10 protein-coding genes and 1 pseudogene are annotated in these 18,865 nt (G+C 65.6%); 5 read left to right on the top strand and 6 right to left on the bottom strand.

Annotation, left to right across the window (positions count from 1 at the left end; translation table 11 throughout):
• Positions 1-9: 9 nt before the first annotated feature.
• The 6 genes and pseudogenes from VSX77_RS05785 to VSX77_RS05760 all read right to left on the bottom strand — a co-directional run.
• Complete coding sequence (locus tag VSX77_RS05785) at positions 10-729, bottom strand: class I SAM-dependent methyltransferase (protein ID WP_338426705.1); 720 nt, start codon at positions 727-729, stop codon at positions 10-12.
• Entirely contained in the window at positions 729-1,856 is a 1,128-nt protein-coding gene (gene prfB, locus VSX77_RS05780; RefSeq protein ID WP_338426704.1) for a peptide chain release factor 2, read from the bottom strand. Before prfB ends, VSX77_RS05785 begins: the two co-directional genes overlap by 1 nt.
• Before the next feature lie 73 nt (positions 1,857-1,929).
• Positions 1,930-4,446 (bottom strand): penicillin-binding protein 1A, encoded by a 2,517-nt coding sequence (locus VSX77_RS05775; protein WP_338426703.1) that lies wholly within the window; start codon positions 4,444-4,446, stop codon positions 1,930-1,932.
• A 68-nt stretch (positions 4,447-4,514) separates the two neighbouring features.
• Complete coding sequence (locus tag VSX77_RS05770; protein ID WP_338426702.1) at positions 4,515-5,660, bottom strand: DSD1 family PLP-dependent enzyme; 1,146 nt, start codon at positions 5,658-5,660, stop codon at positions 4,515-4,517.
• Positions 5,657-6,964: a D-arabinono-1,4-lactone oxidase gene (locus VSX77_RS05765; RefSeq protein WP_338426701.1), complete on the bottom strand. Its 1,308-nt coding sequence runs from the start codon at positions 6,962-6,964 to the stop codon at positions 5,657-5,659. The genes VSX77_RS05770 and VSX77_RS05765 overlap by 4 nt, the downstream gene beginning before the upstream one ends.
• A 27-nt stretch (positions 6,965-6,991) precedes the next feature.
• A pseudogene (locus VSX77_RS05760) lies at positions 6,992-7,789 on the bottom strand (N-acetylmuramoyl-L-alanine amidase family protein); the annotation flags it as partial.
• Positions 7,790-8,526: 737 nt separating this feature from the next.
• On the opposite strand from VSX77_RS05760, the gene VSX77_RS05755 reads away from it, so the two are divergent.
• The 5 genes from VSX77_RS05755 to VSX77_RS05735 all read left to right on the top strand — a co-directional run bounded on the left by VSX77_RS05755 (position 8,527) and on the right by VSX77_RS05735 (position 18,827).
• Complete coding sequence (locus tag VSX77_RS05755) at positions 8,527-11,133, top strand: Rne/Rng family ribonuclease (RefSeq protein ID WP_338426700.1); 2,607 nt, start codon at positions 8,527-8,529, stop codon at positions 11,131-11,133.
• A 247-nt stretch (positions 11,134-11,380) separates the two neighbouring features.
• Positions 11,381-12,784 (top strand): M48 family metalloprotease, encoded by a 1,404-nt coding sequence (locus tag VSX77_RS05750; protein WP_338426699.1) that lies wholly within the window; start codon positions 11,381-11,383, stop codon positions 12,782-12,784.
• A 56-nt stretch (positions 12,785-12,840) separates the two neighbouring features.
• Positions 12,841-14,448: a thioredoxin domain-containing protein gene (locus VSX77_RS05745; protein WP_338426698.1), complete on the top strand. Its 1,608-nt coding sequence runs from the start codon at positions 12,841-12,843 to the stop codon at positions 14,446-14,448.
• Positions 14,449-14,457: 9 nt separating this feature from the next.
• Complete coding sequence (locus VSX77_RS05740) at positions 14,458-16,284, top strand: tetratricopeptide repeat-containing sulfotransferase family protein (protein WP_338426697.1); 1,827 nt, start codon at positions 14,458-14,460, stop codon at positions 16,282-16,284.
• Positions 16,285-16,412: 128 nt separating this feature from the next.
• Entirely contained in the window at positions 16,413-18,827 is a 2,415-nt protein-coding gene (locus VSX77_RS05735) for a TonB-dependent receptor (protein ID WP_338426696.1), read from the top strand.
• Positions 18,828-18,865 lie beyond the last annotated feature (38 nt).

The raw sequence follows: 18,865 nt of genomic DNA, 5'->3' as shown, positions 1-18,865 counted from the left end.
CGTTTTCCTCTAGGGATTGTCGCAGACCTTGATCGCGTCCGGTGCGGGGCGATCGCCTTCGGGAACGAAGCGCGCGAGATAGCCGCCGGCGTGCTGCTTGTCGTCATAGGAGACGAGCTTGTAGCCCACCGCCTCGAACTCGCAGACGAGCAGGCGGAAGGGCGTGCCGTGCTGCGCGATCGGGCGGTCGCCGTCGACGACGATCACCTGTCCGCCCTTGCGCAGCGCGGGGCGCAGCCGCCAGAGGAAGGCATAGGGCTCGCCGATCTCGTGATACATATGCACCATGAACACACGGTCGAAGCTCGCTGCGGGCAGGCGCGGATCATCCACCGCGCCGAGCTTGAGCGACACATTGTCGAGCCGTTCGCGCGCCACGCGGTCGGCGAGGCGCTCGATCACCTCGGGTATGATGTCCTGCGCCAGCACGCGGCCCGCGGCGCCGACGCGCTGCGCGAGGCGCACGGTATAATAGCCGTCGCCCGCGCCGATGTCGGCGACGGTCATTCCCGGCCGGACGTCGGCCGAGTCCATCACGTCTTCGGCTTCGTTGACGCGGTCTCGCGCTTCCTCCGTCGACCATTTGGTCGAGACAGTGGGTGCGACGGGGCGGTCGGCGGGCGGAAATTCGCGCGCGGTTTCGATGCGGCTGCTGTCCTCGCTCCACGGGCCGTCGCAGCCGCCGAGCAGCGGCAGCAGCGCCAGCGCAGCGAGGGCGCCGCGCCGCATCAGTCGATGTCCTCGACGTCGACCTTTTCGCCCGTCACCTTCTGCGACAGCGCCGCCGCCATGAAGGGGTCGAGCGCGCCATCGAGCACGTCGCCGGGCGCGGTCGAGGTCACGCCCGTTCGGAGATCTTTCACCAGCTGATAGGGTTGCAGCACATAGGAGCGGATCTGGTGACCCCAGCCGATCTCGGTCTTTGCTTGATATTCGCCCGATGCCGCGGCCTCGCGCTTTTGCAGCTCGGCCTCGTACATCCGGGCCTTCAGCATCCCCATCGCGGTCGCGCGGTTCTTGTGCTGCGATCGGTCGTTCTGGCTTGCGACGACGATGCCCGTCGGGATGTGCGTGATGCGCACCGCCGAATCGGTCGTGTTGACGTGCTGGCCGCCGGCGCCCGACGCGCGGTAGGTGTCGATCTTGAGGTCGCTTTCGTTGATCTCGATCTCGATATTGTCGTCGATCACCGGATAGACCCAGACGCTGGAAAAGCTGGTGTGGCGCCGCGCCGAGCTGTCGTAGGGCGAAATGCGGACGAGGCGGTGGACGCCGCTTTCGGTCTTGGCATAGCCATAGGCATTCTCGCCCTTGACCAGCATCGTCGCCGATTTGATGCCCGCCTGTTCCCCCGCCTGATATTCGACGAGTTCGACCTTCATCCCGCGCTTTTCTGCCCAGCGCATATACATGCGCTGAAGCATTTCGGCCCAGTCCTGGCTCTCGGTCCCGCCTGCGCCCGCGTGAACCTCGATATAGCAGTCGTTGGCGTCGGCCTCGCCCGCGAGCAGCGCCTTGATCTTGTCTTCCTCGGCGCGTGCGGCGAGCGCAGCGAGGCTGGCGACCGCTTCGTCGACCATCGCCTCGTCGCCTTCCATTTCGGCGAGTTCGATCAGCTCGGCGGTTTCGGCGCATTCGGTTTCGATCGCACGCGTCGCGGTGATCGCCTCGTCGAGCCGACGGCGTTCGCGCATCACCTCCTGCGCCGCCTTGGCATCGTTCCACAGCGTCGGATCCTCGACCTTGGCATTGAGTTCGTCGAGGCGGCGCACCGCGCGATCCCAGTCGAGAAAGCGGCGCAGCAGCGCGAGGGCGGCGGCAATCTTGTCGATATGATCCTGCGCTTCGGCGCGCATGTTCTTGGCTCCTGAAAAATGTTGGTCTCGCCCTTACGGCCTCAAACGCCGCAGGGGAAGAAGGCGCGCTGCGTCAGATGATGCCGCCGCGGTCCTCCAGAAATTCGCTGTCGCTGCGCCGCCCCGGCGTCTGCTGGACGGGCGCGTCCTGCCGCTGCGGCGTCCTGGGCGGCCTGATTTCCTCCTGACGGATCGTCCGCCGCGGTTCGCTTTCGGGCTTGAAGGCTTCCCAGATGATGCCGGCGAGCGGGTCATTTCCCGGCCAGCTGCCGTAAACGCGGCGCCCCGTTCGGCGGTCGATACGGACCATACGAACGCCCTTGGGCGCGGCGAACGGAATCGGCTGGCGATCGGCGAGCGCTTCGATCGCGAAATCCTTGAAGATAGGCGCGGCATAGCTGCTGCCCTGGGCATAGCCGCCCATGCTGCGCGGCTGGTCGAAACCGATATACATCCCTGCGATCACATCGGGCGTGCCGCCGACGAACCAGACGTCGTTCGGGCCGGTGGTGGTGCCGGTCTTGCCGAACAGCGGGACGCCAAGGTCGCGCAGCCGCACCGCGGTGCCGCGCTGGACGACGCCTTCGAGCATGTGTACGACCTGATAGGCGGTCATCGGGTCCATCAACTGCCGCCCCGATCGCGCGAAACGCGGCATCGGGCGCCCGTCCCAATCTTTCATGTTGCAGCCGTCGCACGGTTTCCAGTTCTTCGGGAAAATCACCTTGCCGCGGCGGTCCTGCGCATAATCGATCACCCGCGGTTTGAGCTCGCGGCCATGGTTCGCAAGCATCGCATAGGCGTTCGTGATTTTCTCGACCGTCGTCGATCCGGCGCCGAGCGCGGTCGACAGGTAAGGTTCGTGCTTGCCGATGCCCATCGTCGCGATGGTTTCGACCACCGGCTCCATACCGATCTGGCTTGCCGCGCGCACCGTCATCAAGTTGCGCGACTGTTCGAGGCCCCAGCGCATCGTATGTTCGCCGCTGCCCCCCGAATTGCCGAAGTTGCGGAAGCATTTATTGCCCAGCGCTGCCCCCTGATAGACGCAGAAGGGTCCGTCGACGATCATCGTCGCCGGGGTCATGCCATTGTCGAGCGCGGCGGCATAGACGAAAGGCTTGATCGTCGAGCCCGGCTGCCGCTGTGCCTGCGTCGCGCGATTGAAGGGCGACAGGCGGACGTCGAAGCCGCCCTGCATCGCATAGATGCGGCCCGAATGCGGACTTTCGACGACCATACCGCCCGACACTTCGGGAATGTTGCGCAAGGCATAGCTGCTGCCGCCGGTCGATTTGACCGCGATCAGATCGCCCGGACGCAATGCCGAAAAGGCGCTGCCGCCCGTGCGACGATAGCCCATCGTCGCCGCGCTGGCGGGAAGCGTGCCCGTGTCGCCGTTGGAAAAGCCGATGCGCGCCGCACCGCCGCTTTTCGACAGCACGGCGGCGATGCGCCAATTGTCATAATCGATGCCGATGAAGCTCGACGCGAGGCGGCTCTGCCATTGCTCGTCGGCCTCGATCGTCGCGATCGGCCCCGACCAGCCCTTGCCCGCGTCATAGCGTTGCAGCCCCTTGCGCAGCGCGCGCGTCGCCGCGACCTGCATCTTGCCGTCATAGGGCGTGCGGACCCAAAGGCCCCCGGCATAGACGCTGAGCGGGCCGTCCTCGGCCGTTTCGCCGAATTCGGCGATCAGCTGGCGCCGCACCTCTTCCATGAAATAGCCGCCAACCTGTGCGACCGCGCGGTTGCCGCTGCTCGTAAGGCCGAGCGGCATCGCGCGCGCCGCGTCGCGCTGCGCCGCGGTGATCCAGCCATTTTCCTGCATCGAGCCGAGCACGAAATTGCGCCGCGCGATCGCGTCGCTTTCAAAGCGCGCGCGGCCATAACGTTCGGGTGCCTTGGGCAGGATTGAAAGGAACGCCATTTCATGCAGCGCCAGCTGATCGACATCCTTGTCGAAATAGGCGCGGCTGGCCGCCTGAACCCCGAAGCTCCGCCGGCCCAGCGGGATTTCGTTGAGATAAAGTTCGAGAATCTGTTCCTTGGTCAGCGCATCCTCGATCCGCATCGCGAGGATTGCCTCGCGAATCTTGCGGCGATAGCTGAGCTCGTTGGTCAGCAGCAGATTTTTTGCGACCTGCTGGGTGATCGTCGACGCGCCGACCGGCCGGCCGCTGCTCGACAAGTTGGTGATGATCGCCGATACGATACCCGGATAGTCGATCCCGCCGTGGCTGAAGAAGGTCTTGTCCTCCGCGGCGAGAAAGGCGCGGACGAGCAGCGGCGGATATTCGCTATAATCGAGCTGGACGCGGCGCTCGCGCGCATAGCTGTGCACGGGCTTGCCCTCGCCATCGCGGACCATCGTCGGCAGCGGGGGTTCATAGGTGCGCAGTTGGTCGACCGACGGCAGGTCGCGCGCAAATATCACCCAGATCAGCGCAATGGCCAAAAGGCCCGCGGCGGCGAGATAGCCAAGCCAGCGGAACCAGCGCCGTGTCCACATCTCGCGGACCCAAGCGATGACTGCGTTGCTGTCGCGGCGCAGGCGCAGGCGAAAATCGGTCGAACGGTCGGCGGCCATAGGCCCCCGCCTCTAAAGCGTGGATCGCCGAAAGGGAAGCATAGTTGCGGCGGGCCGCGCCACCGCCGTCACCGCGCGCAGCCGCGCGCGCTGACCGGCCAGATGTCGATCAGCGTGTCGCCGTCGACGACATGATAATGGTCGTACAGGTTCACCGTCGGGTCGCAGTGCGGCACGGTCAGGCTGACCGGATCGCCGGGGTGCAGGGCTTCGCCGATTCCGGGAGCGATCAGCGCGGCATGTTCGTCACCCATGAAGGCGAAACAGGCATTGTCGGGCGCGCCGCGCCGAACCGCCGCGACGCCGCCGTCGGTCGAGAGCGACTTGAAGCCTGCGTCGATCGTGACGAGGCCGCTGTGATTGGCGCTGACCACGCGCGCATCGACCGCAAGCGCGACCTCGAACGGCGCCGCTTCGCCCTCGGTCAGTTCGCAGTCGAGATATTGCTTGTCCATGAAGATATAGCTGCCCGCCTGAAGTTCGGTGAAGACGCCAAGCTCAAGGTCGATGCGGTGGGTGCCGGTGCCCGACCCGGTGACGATGCCGGGCGCAAAACCGGCGGCGGAGAGGGCGGCGATGGCCGTCCGCAAATAGTCGGTGCGCCCGACGATCGCGGCGCGGCGTTCGGCATAGCTTTCGATATGCTGCTGCGACCCGCAGTAAAATTGCACGCCGCGATAGGTCAGCGTCGGCAAGGCGTCGATTGTCTGCGCGAGCGCGACCGCAGCATCGGCCGACGCGACGCCGGTTCGCGCGATGCCGGGGTCGATGTCGATGATCACGTCGAGCTTTGCACCCTCCGCCGCGAGCGCGGCGTCCAGCCGCCCGGCGACCGCAGGGTGATCGACGACCGCCATCAGTCCCTCGGCGCGCGCTGCCAGCGCGGCGAGGCGGGCGATCGCGGCGGGTGCCGCGACGGGCGAGGTGATGAGGACGCCGGCGATGCCGCCGCCTGCCAGCACCTCCGCCTCGCCGATCTTCGCGCAGCAGACGCCGACCGCACCGGCTGCGATCTGGCGGCGGGCGATGTCGACGCTTTTGTGCGTCTTGGCATGGGGGCGGAGCGCGACGCCCGCGGCTTTGGTCAGCGCCGCCATGCGGGCAATATTGCGGTCGAGCGCAGCGCGGTCGAGGATCAGCACCGGGGTATTGAGGTCAGCGCGGCTGCCCTGCCGGCCGATCAGCGCGTCGTGCAGGATGCGGTCGCTGGTCATGCAAATAGGCTTTCGAGATGGGGGTTCAGGAACTTGCCCGCCGGGTCGGCGGCGCGGCGCACCGCGATGTAGCGCGGCGCCATCGGATAGAGGTCAGCCACATCGGCGCGGGTCAGGCTGTGGCGTTTCGCCCAGTGCGGGCGGCCACCATGGGCGCGGAAAATCGCCTCGGCCTCGGCAAACAGATTTTGCCAGGGCATTTTTGCATATTGGTGCATCGAAATTGCGGCGACCGGCCCGGCGTTCATCGGGCTCATCCAGATGTCGTCAGCGGCAACGGTGCGATATTCGAAGGGAAAGGTGACGGGCAGGCGTTTCGTGCGAATCCAGCCGACGACCTCTTCGAGCGTCTCCAGCCCCGCGGCGCGCGGCATTTCATATTCCATCTCCTCGAACCGGATCGTGCGATCGGAGGGAAATATCGCGTGCGCGGGGCCGCGGCGGCGGCCCGAGATCGGGCTTTTCATCATCAGCCGCTGAAGCAGGGGCGTGAAGACGGGCAGGCGTGCCGAGATGTCGAGGATGCGGCGAAACGTCGCCTCCTCCATGTCGGTCGTCGTCGGCGGCGGGTCGCACGGATCGCACGGGTCGAGCGTTTTCAGGATTACGTCATCACTGTGCGGAAAGAACCAGAACTCGACGTGGCGGTGCCGCTGCGCCAGCTCGTCATAGCTTTCGCGAATCTCCGCCCAGCGGCGCTTTTCGATCCGTTCGGCGAGGTGAAAGGCGGGGACGACCGCGACGTCGATTTCGGTCACGACGCCGAACAGGCCGAGCGACAGGCGCTGCGCCTGATAGAGATCGGCGTTGGTATCAGCGTCGCACCAATGCGCCTCGCCCGCGGCATCGATGAAGCGGAAACCGCGCGCAAAGGTCGATAGCGAGCCCAAGTCGATGCCGGTGCCGTGCGTACCCGTCGCCATCGCGCCCGCGAGCGACTGCGGATTGACGTCGCCCTGATTGGAGAGCGCGAGTCCATGGTCCCAGAGCGACGCGGTAAGGCGCCGGATGCTCCACCCCGCGGGAATGCGCGCGGTGCGGCGGTCAGGGGCGACGCGAATCTCGCCCGGCATGGCATCGAGGCTCACGATCAGCCCGTCCGATTCGCAGAGCGGCATGAAACTGTGTCCCGCCCCCGCAACGCGCAGCCGGTGCGCACCGCGGATCAGCGCGGCGAGTTCATCCTCACTTTGCGGCCGTGCAATCGCGGCGCGCGCGGTGACGCTGCCCGACCAGTTGCTCCACGCCATGCCGCTCGCTCCTTCGCTTACCGCAAAGCTGTCGCTGCGAAGAAAGTTGGTCAAGACTAACTTGCTTGGGACTTGTCGCTTTCACTGGGTGGCGATGCGCCGCGCGAAGTGGATATGCACTGCCTCGCGCACGCCGCGCGCGATTTTCCGGCGGCCGGATGTCGAGGTGAGGAATTCGGCGTCGTCCTTGTTCGAGAGGAAGCCCGTCTCGAACAGCACCGAGGGCGTGTCGGGCGCCTTGAGCACCACGAAGGAAGCGAAGCGGTGCGCGGTGGTGCGGAAGGGCACTTCGTCCGATGCCTCGCGCTGGAGCAGCCGGGCGAATTCGGCCGAGGTGTTCATCGTTTCACGCTGTGTCAGATCGATCAGGATCGACGACACGTCGTCGCCGTGCGCGCCAAGGTCGACGCCGTTGATGATATTTGCCTTGTTCTCGCGCGCTGCTAGCCGCGCCGCTTCGCGGTCGGACGCGACTTCGGACAGGGTATAGACCGACGCGCCGTGCGCCTCGCGGTTTTCGGCGGCGTCGGCGTGGATCGAAATGAATAAGTCGGCCTTCAGCCGCCGGGCGATGCCATAGCGTTCCTCGAGCACCAGAAAGCGGTCGTCGGCGCGGGTCAGCGCGACGCGGACGCGGCGCGAGGCGACAAGTTCGTCGCCGATCGCGCGCGCGAGCGCGAGCGTCACATCCTTTTCGCGTTGGCCATTGTGCGGCGAAATCGCGCCGGGATCGTGCCCGCCATGCCCCGCGTCGATGACGACGAGCGGCAGGCGATCGTCGTCCGGCCCCTCGATCCGCGGTAATGGCACCGCAGGCCTTGGCTTGCCGATCGGGACGGTGACGCTGTAACGCTTGCCGGGCCGCTGCGCACGGAACGCCGCGGTTGTGCCGAACTCGGTGCGCGGACGATCGACACCGGCGCCCGTCGCCGGCGGCGTCGCGATCAGGCCGATGAGGGCGAGCAGGCTCATGGCGCGTCTATGCCGCCCGGCGTGGCGATTGGTCCAGCGCTTATTCAAAAACAGCCGGTTTCAGGGCCCCCACGAACCTGAATCGCGCGTTAAAGATCGAGAAGAGGATGTGATTTTGGGCGCCGGAACAGGCATCGGCTGCGCACGACATTCTTGCAACATTTCGGGGCGATCCCATCTTTGGCGGCGGTTGTGGTTGCCGTCGGCCCGTGCCGATGCTAGCACCCCTTCACTGACGGCGTCCTTTCCGGTGCCGTCCGGCCTTTTGAGGGGAAGGCCTGGGCCGCGAAATTCGCGGAACAAGGCCGCCTTGGCGCCGGACATGCGGGGAAGGACATATCTGCCGCCAGTCCACCCGGTTGACCGGACAGTCGGGGCGTTCGCATCGCGCCCGCCCTGCCCGCCCGCTCACCCCGTAACAGGTTGATGCCGCATGAGGCTTGCCATGCCCTCTTCTCATCCCGACGCGGGCGCTTTCGCCCCGGTCGCCGGACGGGAAGACCGCATGCGCGTCCAGAATCGGACGCAAGCCGCCTTCGGCAATAACGATTTTTGTCTTTTCACCCGTATCCGCCGCGGTTTTTCGCAAGGAAAGCCCGCGGGAATTTTTGATGGCGCGCCACGGCGCGCTTGGAGTGTAACGAATGACCACGCGCATGTTGATCGACGCGCGGCACCGGGAAGAAACCCGGGTCGCCGTCACCAAGGGAAACCGCATCGAGGAATTTGATTTCGAGTCCGCCGAGCATAAACAGCTCAAGGGCAATATCTATCTGGCCAAAGTAACTCGCGTCGAACCGTCTTTGCAGGCGGCGTTCGTCGAATATGGCGGCAACCGCCACGGTTTCCTGGCATTCAGCGAAATTCACCCCGATTATTATCAGATTCCGAAGGAAGACCGCGAAGCCCTGCTCCGCGAGGAAGCCGAGCACGCCGCGGAGGCGGCGCAGCGCGCCGAGGACGATCTGGACGAACTCGAAGGCGATGTCGCCGACGTCGAATATCATGACGACGAGAATGGCGATTCGCCGCCGGCCCCCGAAACCGTTGGCGAGGACGGCGACGAAGACCAGGAAGACGCCGACGACACCGGCGAAGGCGAAGCCGAAGAAGGCAAGGACGGCCGCGGCGATCGCCGCCGCGGGCGCGGCAACAAGGGTGGTCGCAACGGCCGCAAGGGCCGCGGGCGTCGCAATGGCGACGACGAGGACGGCGAGAATCGCATGTCGCTGCGTCGGCGTTACAAGATCCAGGACGTCATTCGCCGCCGCCAGGTGATGCTGGTCCAGGTTGTAAAGGAAGAGCGCGGCAACAAGGGCGCGGCGCTCACCACCTATCTGTCGCTCGCCGGCCGCTATTGCGTGCTGATGCCGAACACGATGCACGGCGGCGGGATCAGCCGCAAGATTTCGAACGGCGCCGATCGCCGCAAGCTGAAGGCGATGATCGACGAGCTCAACCTGCCGCCGACGATGGGCTGCATCGTCCGCACGGCGGGGATGAGCCGCACCAAGGTCGAGATCAAGCGCGACTTTGACTATCTCGCCCGCCTGTGGGACGAGATCCGTGAAAAGACGCTGCAATCGAGCGCGCCGGCGCTGATCCATTCGGACAGCGACCTGGTGAAGCGCGCGATCCGCGATATCTATCACAAGGATATCGAGGAAGTGCTCGTCGAGGGCGACGAGGGCTACAAGGCGGCCAAGCAGTTCATGAAGCTGCTGATGCCGAGCCACGCGCGGCGCGTGAAGCAATATGCCGACCCCGTGTCGCTCTATCAGCGTTACGGCGTCGAAGACCAGCTCGCCGGGATGCTCAATCCCGTCGTCCAGCTGAAATCGGGCGGCTATCTGGTGATCAACCCGACCGAAGCCTTGGTGTCGATCGACATCAACTCGGGCCGCTCGACGCGCGAACATAATATCGAACAGACCGCGCTCAGCACGAACCTGGAGGCCGCGGCCGAAATCGCCCGCCAGCTGCGCCTGCGCGACATGGCGGGGCTGGTCGTCATCGACTTCATCGACATGGATCATGGCTCGAACGTTCGCAAGGTCGAACGCGCGATGAAGGACGCGCTGAAAAACGACCGCGCGCGCATCCAGGTCGGCCGCATTTCGGGCTTTGGCCTGATGGAAATGAGCCGCCAGCGGCTGCGCACCGGGGTCCTCGAAGCCTCGACGCGGCCATGCCCGCATTGCGAAGGCACGGGGCTTGTCCGCACCGCATCGTCGGCCGGGCTCAGCGCTTTGCGCCTGATCGAGGAAGAAGCGGCGCGCGGCAAGGGCAGCAAGATCACGCTGCGCGCGAGCCAGGAAGCGACTTTCTACCTCCTCAATGAAAAGCGCCGCGAACTGCGCGACATCGAGGACCTCTACGGCGTCAGCGTCGAAATCTTGCCCGACGGCGAGACTGAGGGCGCGCGCATGGCGGTCGAGGTGACCGGACCGCCGCCGACGCAGCGCCGCAGCTTTGCCCCGATCGCGCCAATTGAGGATGACGACGACGACATCGCCGAGGACGAGGAAGAAGAGGAAGCCGAGGAGGAAGCGTCCGAAGAGCGCCGCCCGCGCGAACGCACGCGCGAGGACAGCGATGGCGATACCGATGGCGAGGGCCGCAAGCGCCGCCGTCGGCGCCGCCGCGGCCGCCGCGGCCGCCGCGATGACGAGGGCAATGAAATCGGCGGCGAAGGCGGCGAGGATGGCGATACGGCTGAGACCGCCGATTCGAACGCGGACGAAGCCACGCCGGCCGAAACCGCCGAAGCGGCTCCCGAAACCGACGCGAGCGACGCCGAAGCCAAGCCACGCCGCCGTCGTGGTGGGCGCGGCCGCAAGAAGGCCGATTCCGCCGAGGCCATCGAGGAGGCCGTCGTCGAGGTTGAAGCTGCACCAGTAGAGGCAGCCGAAGCCAACGAGCCGGTCAACGAAGAAGCACCCGCCGCCGAGGAAAAGCCGAAGCGCAAGCGCGCGCCGCGCAAGGCCAAGGCCGAGACCGAAGCCGCCAAGGCCGTGGCCGAAGCCGATGTGGCACCGGAAACTGCCGTGGCCGAAGCCGAACCGGCCAAGCCTGCGCCGAAGAAGCGCGCGAGCCGCGCCAAGAAGGCAGTCGCCGCGGAAGCAAGTGTTGAACCGGCGACCGAAAGCGAGGCGGATCCGGTCGCTGCCGATGCCGACGCGGGCGATATGGGCGAAGGCGCCGATGGCGAACCGCGCCGCGGTTGGTGGCAACGCACCTTCGGCAATTGATGGCCCCGCACTGAGTGAGTTTCCGTGTGTCCCCGCGAAGGCGGGGACCCATCTCCCGATGTTTCAAATTCTGGACCGGCCGGTGATGGCCCTCCGCCTTCGCAGGGGTGTAGGGATTGTCACAACACTCCAGTGCAGCGGAACATCGCAGAAATCGCACGCCGACCTTGCACCCGCGCGCGCCGAGCCCCAATAAGCCCTTATGGCTTCACTCGAGGTTCAGGCGCGCGGCGCAAGGGAGGCGGCGATGACCGCTTTTCAAAAGCAGACCGTGCCCGGATCGGATGCGCTGCGTCACCTGTTGCGCATTCTGCTGACCCTGCTCGCGATCTTTGTCATCGCGGCACGTCCCGCGGCGGCGCAGTCAATCCTGCGCGATGCCGAGACCGAAGCATTGTTTCAGGATATGATGGACCCGCTCGTCGTCGCGGCAGGGATGCAGCCGGGGCAAGTGCGCGTCCACCTGATCGGTGACCCTAGCCTCAACGCCTTTGTCGCGGGCAGCCAGGATGTTTATGTCCACAGCGGGCTGATCGAAGCCGCCGACAGCGCCGAAGAGGTACAGGGCGTGCTCGCGCACGAGTTGGGGCATGTGATGGGCGGCCACGCGATCCGCATCAACGACGGTGCGAGCGCCGCGACGAACATCTCGCTGCTCAGCCTGCTGCTCGGCGCCGCTGCGGTCGCCGCCGGCGGCGGCGAGGCGGGCATGGGCATCATGATGGCGGGGCAGCAGGCGGCGCTCGGCAAGTTCCTTGCCTTCAGCCGCGTGCAGGAATCGACCGCCGACGCCGCCGGCGCACAATATCTGTCGAAGGCAGGGATCAGCGGACGCGGCAGCCTGGCCTTTTTCAAGAAACTCCAGAATCTTGAGTTCCGCTATGGGATCAAGCAGGACGACGATCAGGCCTATGGCCGGACGCACCCGATGTCGGGCGACCGGCTCCAGACGCTGCGCGAAGTCTATGTGATCGATCCCGCGTGGGAAAAGCCCGCCGACCCCGCGATCGAGAGGCGATTCCAGCGCATCAAGGCCAAGCTGTCGGGCTATATGGCCGAACCCGAGCGGACGCTGCGCAAATTCCCCGAAAGCGACAAGGGCATTCCTGCGCGCTACGCCCGCGCTTACGCCTGGCACAAAAGCGCCTATCCGCAGAAAGCGATGGCCGAGGTCGAGGGATTGCTCGCCGCCGATCCCAAGGATCCCTATTTCCTCGAACTCGAAGGCCAGATCCTGCTCGAATCGGGGCGCCCCGACGACGCAATTCCCGCGCTGCGCAAAGCGGTGACCAATTCGCGCGCACAGCCGCTGATCGCCGCTACGCTCGGCCATGCGCTGATCGCGACCGAAAACCCCGCCAATTTTCCTGAAGCCGAAGAGGTCCTGAAAACCGCGGTCGCGCTCGACAATCAGAACCCTTTTGCCTGGTATCAGCTAGGCATCGTTTATGCGAACAAGGGCGATCAGGCGCGCGCCGCGCTCGCCTCGGCCGAGCGGTACATTCTGGAGGGTAGACAGTCGATGCTGGCGCTGCGTAATGCCGAACTGGCGATGCAGGGCCTGCCCGAAGGGTCGCCCGACTGGATCCGTGCACAGGATATTTCGCTGGTCGCTCGCGCCGAGGTGGAACGCGAGCGGAAACGGCGTTAGACTCGCACCGAGCAAGTGGGGGACCGCATCGCCAAACCGATGCGCAAGGGCAACAAGTGACAGAGAATAAAGACGATTATTATCAGCCATGGCTGCGCGACCCCGCGCCGACGCCGGCGGCGGGCGCGCCCGCGCGCGACGAAGGATTGGCGAAACCCAGGGAAGAACCGCCCACGGGCATCGACCTGACCCGATACGACGCATTCGAAAAACCGCGCAGCGAGCCGCTGGTAAAGCCCGAGGCGATCAGGGCGGGCGCGGCGACGCTGTGGGATCGCGTCCGAGACGGCGCCGAAGTCTTCGCCGACTGGACGATCCGCGTCGGCGCGCGCGCCGATATTCCGGCGCGCGTTGAAGCGATGGAAATTCCGCGCCGCGCGCGCGAACTCGCCGCGACGACCGGTGCCGCGACCGCGCGTACGGCACAGGCGATCGGTCGCGGGTCGGCGCGCGCAGGCCGTGCCGCGGCCAGGACCAGCGGCGAAATCTGGGCAAAGATGGCGCTCGGCGATAAGGCGCGGAAGCTGTCGAGCGAGGCCGGACGCGGGCTGGGCGAAGTCGCGGGCAAGACAAAGGCCGGCGTCACCGACCTTGCCAAGGCGGGCAGCGAAAGCCTGCGCGAACAGCTGGGCGACGCCGCGACCAAACTGCGCCCTACGCCGCGCGAGGAACCCGTGCCGCCGCCGTCGGGGCTCGACCAATTGCTCGCGCGCGAGGATGTTGCCGCCGAAGCGAAGGCGCCAGCCGCGCCCGACCTTCCGCTCTTTGCGGGCGATGCTGCGATTCCGGCGATCGCAAAACCCGCGCCGAAACCGGTTGTCGGCGCGATGGACGGCGACGACCGCTCGCCGATCGGCCAGACGACGGCAAAAGTGCCCGCGGGCGAAAAGGCGACGGCCGCGGGGCGGCTGTCGGCGTTGAAGGGATCGGGCATGGACGGTGGTTCGACGCGCCTGTGGGCGCTGGCAGGCGGTGGTGTCCTGCTGCTTGCGCTTGCTTTCTGGCTTGGCGGGCGCATGGGCGGCGGCCTCAGCAAGAGCGAGGTCGAAACCGTCGTCGCCGACTATATCAAGGCAAACCCGCAGATCATCCCCGAAGCGCTGGAGGCGCAGCGCGGGCGCGAAATGGCGAAGGCGATCGACGCCGTCCGCCCGGCGCTCGAAAAACCTTATGCCGGGGCGTGGACGGGCAACGCCGACGGCGACGTGACGCTGGTGGTCTTTACCGACTATGCCTGCGGCTTCTGCCGCGCGAGCGTGCCCGACGTCGACCGGCTGATCCGCGAGGACAAGCGCCTGAAGGTGGTGTTCCGCGAACTGCCGATCATCGCGCCGCAGAGCCGCGACGCCGCGATCATGGCGCTCGCCGCGGCGCGGCAGGGCAAATATGACGCCTTTCACCACGCGATGTTCCAGGCGAGCTCGCTCGGCCCCGACGCGATTGCGGCGGCGGCCGCGCGCACGGGCGTCGTTACCGACGGCAGCGCCGATGCGACCGCGAACGAAGCGCTGTTCCAGCGCGAGATCGACAGCAATATGGCGATCGCGAGCCAGCTTCAGCTCAACGCAACGCCGACGTGGATCGTCGGCGACCAGCTGCTGCAAGGACAGGTCGGCTATGACACGCTGCGGCAGGCGATTGCCAAAGCGCGGGCCGCGAGCTGAGCCGCGGCCTTGGTGACGGTCACGCATGATGAGGCGCTGGCCAACGCCCGCCGGCTGCTGAACGGCCAGCCCGGCGCCGCACTTGAACAGGCGCGCGCGATCATCGCGGCGGTTCCGACATCGGCGGCGGCGCACCGCATCGCGGCGGAAGCGCTGCGACGGCTTGGCCGGGTGGACGAAGCCGCCGACGCTGCGCTCGCCGCGGTCGGCGTGGCGGTACATGACGACGCGATGCTCGACGCGGCGATCGCGCTCGCCGAAAACCGCCTGCCCGATGCCGAGGCGGCGCTGCGCGCGCGGCTGAAAGACGACCCGACCGACGTCGCGGCAATCCGGATGCTTGCCGAGGTGGCAGGGCGGATCGGCCGTTATGGCGATGCCGAAAGGCTATTGACGCGCGCACTCGAGCTGGCGCCAGGGTTCGGCGCGGCGCGTGCCAATCTGGCGACCGTCCTCTATAAGCAGAACCGCTATGCCGAGGCGGTAGAAACGCTTGACGCGGTGCTGGTGGGCGATCCCGACAATCCGGCGCACGCGAACCTGAAGGCCGCCGCGCTCGGCCGGATCGGCGGCTATGATGAAGCGATCGCGCTCTATGCCGAACTGGTTCAACGCTTCCCCGGCCATGCGAAGCTGTGGATGAGCTATGGCCATATGCTCAAGACCGTCGGGCGGCAGGACGACAGTATCGACGCCTATCGCCGCGGTCTCAATGCCGAGCCGGGGCTGGGCGAAATATGGTGGAGCCTTGCCAACCTCAAGACGCTCCGGTTCGAAGAAGCCGACCGGCAGGCGATGGAGGCTGCACTTGCCGCCGCCGATCCGGCCGGGACGGAGCGCGACGATGACCGGCTGCACCTGCATTTTGCGCTGGGCAAGACCTATGACGATGCAGGCGTGCCCGACGCGGCCTTTCGCCATTATGCCGCAGGCAATGCGATTCGCGCGGGCCAGCTGGGCTATGATGCCGCCGAAACGACGGCGATCGTCGATGCCGCGATCGCGACCTGCACGGCGGATTTCTTTTCCGAGCGCGCCGGGCAGGGCGATCCCAGCGGTGATCCCGTCTTCATTCTGGGAATGCCACGCGCCGGATCGACACTGATCGAACAGATTTTGGCGAGCCATTCGGCGATCGAAGGGACGATGGAGCTGCCCGACATCCCCGCGCTCGCGCTCGGGCTTGGCCGCGAGGCAAAGGGCGAGGGTCGCCATTGGGTCGCCGCGCTCGCCGAGGCGTCGCCCGACAAACTGGCCGAAATGGGCGCTGCCTTCCTTCGCCGCACCGCGGTGCAGCGCAAGACCGCGAAGCCGCTCTACATCGACAAGCTGCCGAACAACTGGCTCTATACCCCGCTGATCCGGCTGATCCTCCCAAACGCGAAGATCATCGACGCGCGGCGCCATCCGCTCGATTGCTGCTGGTCGAACTTTCGCCAGCATTTCGCCAAGGGGCAGGCGTTCAGCTATCGCCTGTCCGACATGGGCGCCTATTACCGCGACTATGTGCGGCTGATGGCGCATCTCGATACGGTGCAGCCGGGGCGCGTCCACCGCGTGATCCACGAAGCGCTCCTGGATAATCCCGAAACCGAAGTGCGCGCGATGCTCGCTTTCCTGGGTCAGCCGTTCGAAGAGGCCTGCATGGAATTCCACGCCAATGCGCGCGCGGTGCGGACGGCGTCAAGCGAGCAGGTGCGACGCCCGATCAACCGCGACGGGGTCGACCAATGGCGGCCATATGCCGAGTGGCTGGGGTCGCTGACCGACGCGCTGGGGCCGGTGGTGACCGCCTATCCGGCAGTTCCCGACGAGTATCGCTTCGCCGCACGCTAAATTCGTTGCCTTTAAGCAACATCTGACGACATTTTCGACCAACGGCTGGGCGCGCCGACGAACTGGGCTTGCGCTTGTGCTGCGCTGCGTCATTCTTCTGTCACATCGATATCATCGAGGGGGATCTCATGCGGACTATGTCGAAAATGCTGGTGCGGAGCAGCGCGGTGTTGCTGGGCGGCACGATCCTCGCCACGTCGGGCACGGCGCTGGCGCAGCAGGCGAATGTCGAGGACGACAACGACATTGTCGTCACGGCTTCCAAGCGCGAAGAAAATCTGCAGGACGTACCGCTGGCTATCACGGCAATCGGCAACGAGCGGCTCGGCGAGTTGCAGGTCAAGGAATTTCAGGACGTCGTAAAATTCCTGCCGTCGGTGACGATCCAGACGCTCGCGCCGGGGTTCAGCCAGGTCTATTTCCGCGGCGTCGCGTCGGGCGAGAATGCCAACCACTCGGCGTCGCTGCCCACCGTCGGCACCTATCTGGACGAAATGCCGATCACGACGATTCAGGGCGCGCTCGACATCCACGCGTATGACTTGGCGCGCGTCGAGGCGCTCGCGGGGCCGCAGGGCACGCTTTATGGCGCCAGCTCGATGGCAGGCACGATCAAGCTCGTCACGAATCAGCCTGACCCCGGCAGCACCTATGGTTCGGTGGGGCTCGAACTCAACAGCGTGACGCGCGGCGGCATCGGCGGCGTCGCCGAAGGCTTCATCAATGCCCCGCTCGGCGAGCGCGCCGCGCTGCGCCTTGTCGGCTGGTATCGCCACGATGCGGGCTATATCGACAATATCGCGGGCAGCCGTACCTATCCGAGCAGCGGTATCACGCAAGACAATGCCGCGCTCGTAGAAAAGGATTATAACGACGTCGATACCTATGGCGCGCGCCTCGCGCTCGGCATCGACCTGAACGACGACTGGACGATCCGCCCGACGCTGATGGGGCAGGTTCAGAAGGCGAATGGCAGCTTTGCACAGGAACGCTCGAGCGCGGTCACGGGGAAGCTGCAGACGGTCCAGTACAACCCTGAAGTCAGCAAGGACAAATGGATTCAGGCGGCGCTGACGATCGAGGGCAAGATCGGCAGCTGGGATCTGACTGCGACGGGCGGGCATCTGCGGCGCAAGACGACGACCGAAAGCGACTATTCGGATTATGCCTATTTTTACGACGCGCTCTATGGCTATGGCGTCTATTTCTATGACAATAACGGCGACCTCGTCAGCCCGAACCAATATATCCAAGGCATCGACCGCTATAAGCGCAGCTTTGCCGAAGTCCGCATCGCGTCGCCTGCCGACGCGCGCATCCGCTTTATCGGCGGGCTGTTCTGGCAGCGCCAGTCGCACAATATCGAACAGAATTACATCATCGACAATATTGCCGATTCGATCACCGTCACCGGTACCGACAGCAATATCTGGCTGACGAAGCAGCTGCGTATCGACCGTGACTATGCCGCATTCGGCGAGATCAGTTTCGACATCACCGACAAGTTGACGCTGACCGGCGGCGGACGCGTATACAAGTTCGACAACAGCCTGGTCGGCTTCTTCGGCTATTCGGCGGGCTATTCGAGCCGTACCGGCGAAGCTGCCTGCTTTGCGGGGCCGATCGTTTCGGGATCGCCGTGCACCAACCTCGACAAGAGCACGAGCGATACCGACTTCATCCACAAACTCAACCTGACCTACAAGGTCACCGACGACGTGCTCGTCTATGGCACATGGTCGCGCGGTTTCCGCCCCGGCGGGATCAATCGCCGCGGCTCGCTGCCTCCCTATGGTCCCGACACACTCGACAATTACGAGTTCGGGTGGAAGACGAGCTTTGGTCCCGTCCGCTTCAACGGCGCCGTCTATCAGGAGGACTGGAACAATATCCAGCTCTCCTTCCTTGGCGCCAACGGCCTCACCGAAATCCGCAATGCGGGCATCGCACGCATTCGCGGGATTGAAGCCGACATCAACTATCGCCAGGGCGGTTTCACGCTTAGTCTCGGCGGCAGCTACAACGACGCGACGATCCGCCGCGACTTCTGCCGCATCGCCAACGTGGATTTCGACTGCACCGTCGATGTCGATCTGGACGGAAGCGGTGCGATCGATCAGTCAAACGAGATAAACGACACGCTTGCGCCGCGCGGTTCGCGCCTGCCCGTCACCGCCAAATTCAAGGGCAACGCCGTCGCACGCTACGAATGGCCGGTCGGCGACATGAACGCGCACGTTCAGTTCGCGGTCAATCATGTCGGCAAGCGGCGGTCGGACCTGCGGCCGTTCGAAAATGGCATCGTCGGCAATTTCAAAGCTTATACCACCGCCGATCTCAGCGTCGGGGTCAAGGGCGAAGGATGGAGCGCCGAAGCCTTTGCGACCAATTTGTTCAACAGCAACGGCGTCATCAACAGCGCGGTCCAGTGCGGCGAATCGATCTGCGGCGACCCTGAAGGGATCAGCAGCACGGGCGGCGTCTTTTACGACAATGTCATCCGGCCGCGACTGATCGGCATCAAGGTGAGCAAGGACTTCTGATCGGGTGACCGCGCCCGCAAGCCAACACGAAGGGCCGC

The sequence above is a fragment of the Sphingopyxis sp. TUF1 genome, from assembly GCF_036687315.1.
Classification (GTDB): domain Bacteria; phylum Pseudomonadota; class Alphaproteobacteria; order Sphingomonadales; family Sphingomonadaceae; genus Sphingopyxis; species Sphingopyxis kveilinensis.
The sequence above is the reverse complement of the archived record's forward strand: the minus strand, read 5'-3'. Positions and strand labels throughout refer to the sequence as shown.

Excerpts from the sequence above, each read along its gene's own strand:
- VSX77_RS05785 (WP_338426705.1), bottom strand. The coding sequence starts at position 729 with ATGCGGCGCGGCGCCCTCGCTGCGCTGGCGCTGCTGCCGCTGCTCGGC.
- prfB (WP_338426704.1), bottom strand. The coding sequence starts at position 1,856 with ATGCGCGCCGAAGCGCAGGATCATATCGACAAGATTGCCGCCGCCCTC.
- VSX77_RS05775 (WP_338426703.1), bottom strand. The coding sequence starts at position 4,446 with ATGGCCGCCGACCGTTCGACCGATTTTCGCCTGCGCCTGCGCCGCGAC.
- VSX77_RS05770 (WP_338426702.1), bottom strand. The coding sequence starts at position 5,660 with ATGACCAGCGACCGCATCCTGCACGACGCGCTGATCGGCCGGCAGGGC.
- VSX77_RS05755 (WP_338426700.1), top strand. The coding sequence starts at position 8,527 with ATGACCACGCGCATGTTGATCGACGCGCGGCACCGGGAAGAAACCCGG.
- VSX77_RS05750 (WP_338426699.1), top strand. The coding sequence starts at position 11,381 with ATGACCGCTTTTCAAAAGCAGACCGTGCCCGGATCGGATGCGCTGCGT.
- VSX77_RS05735 (WP_338426696.1), top strand. The coding sequence starts at position 16,413 with ATGCGGACTATGTCGAAAATGCTGGTGCGGAGCAGCGCGGTGTTGCTG.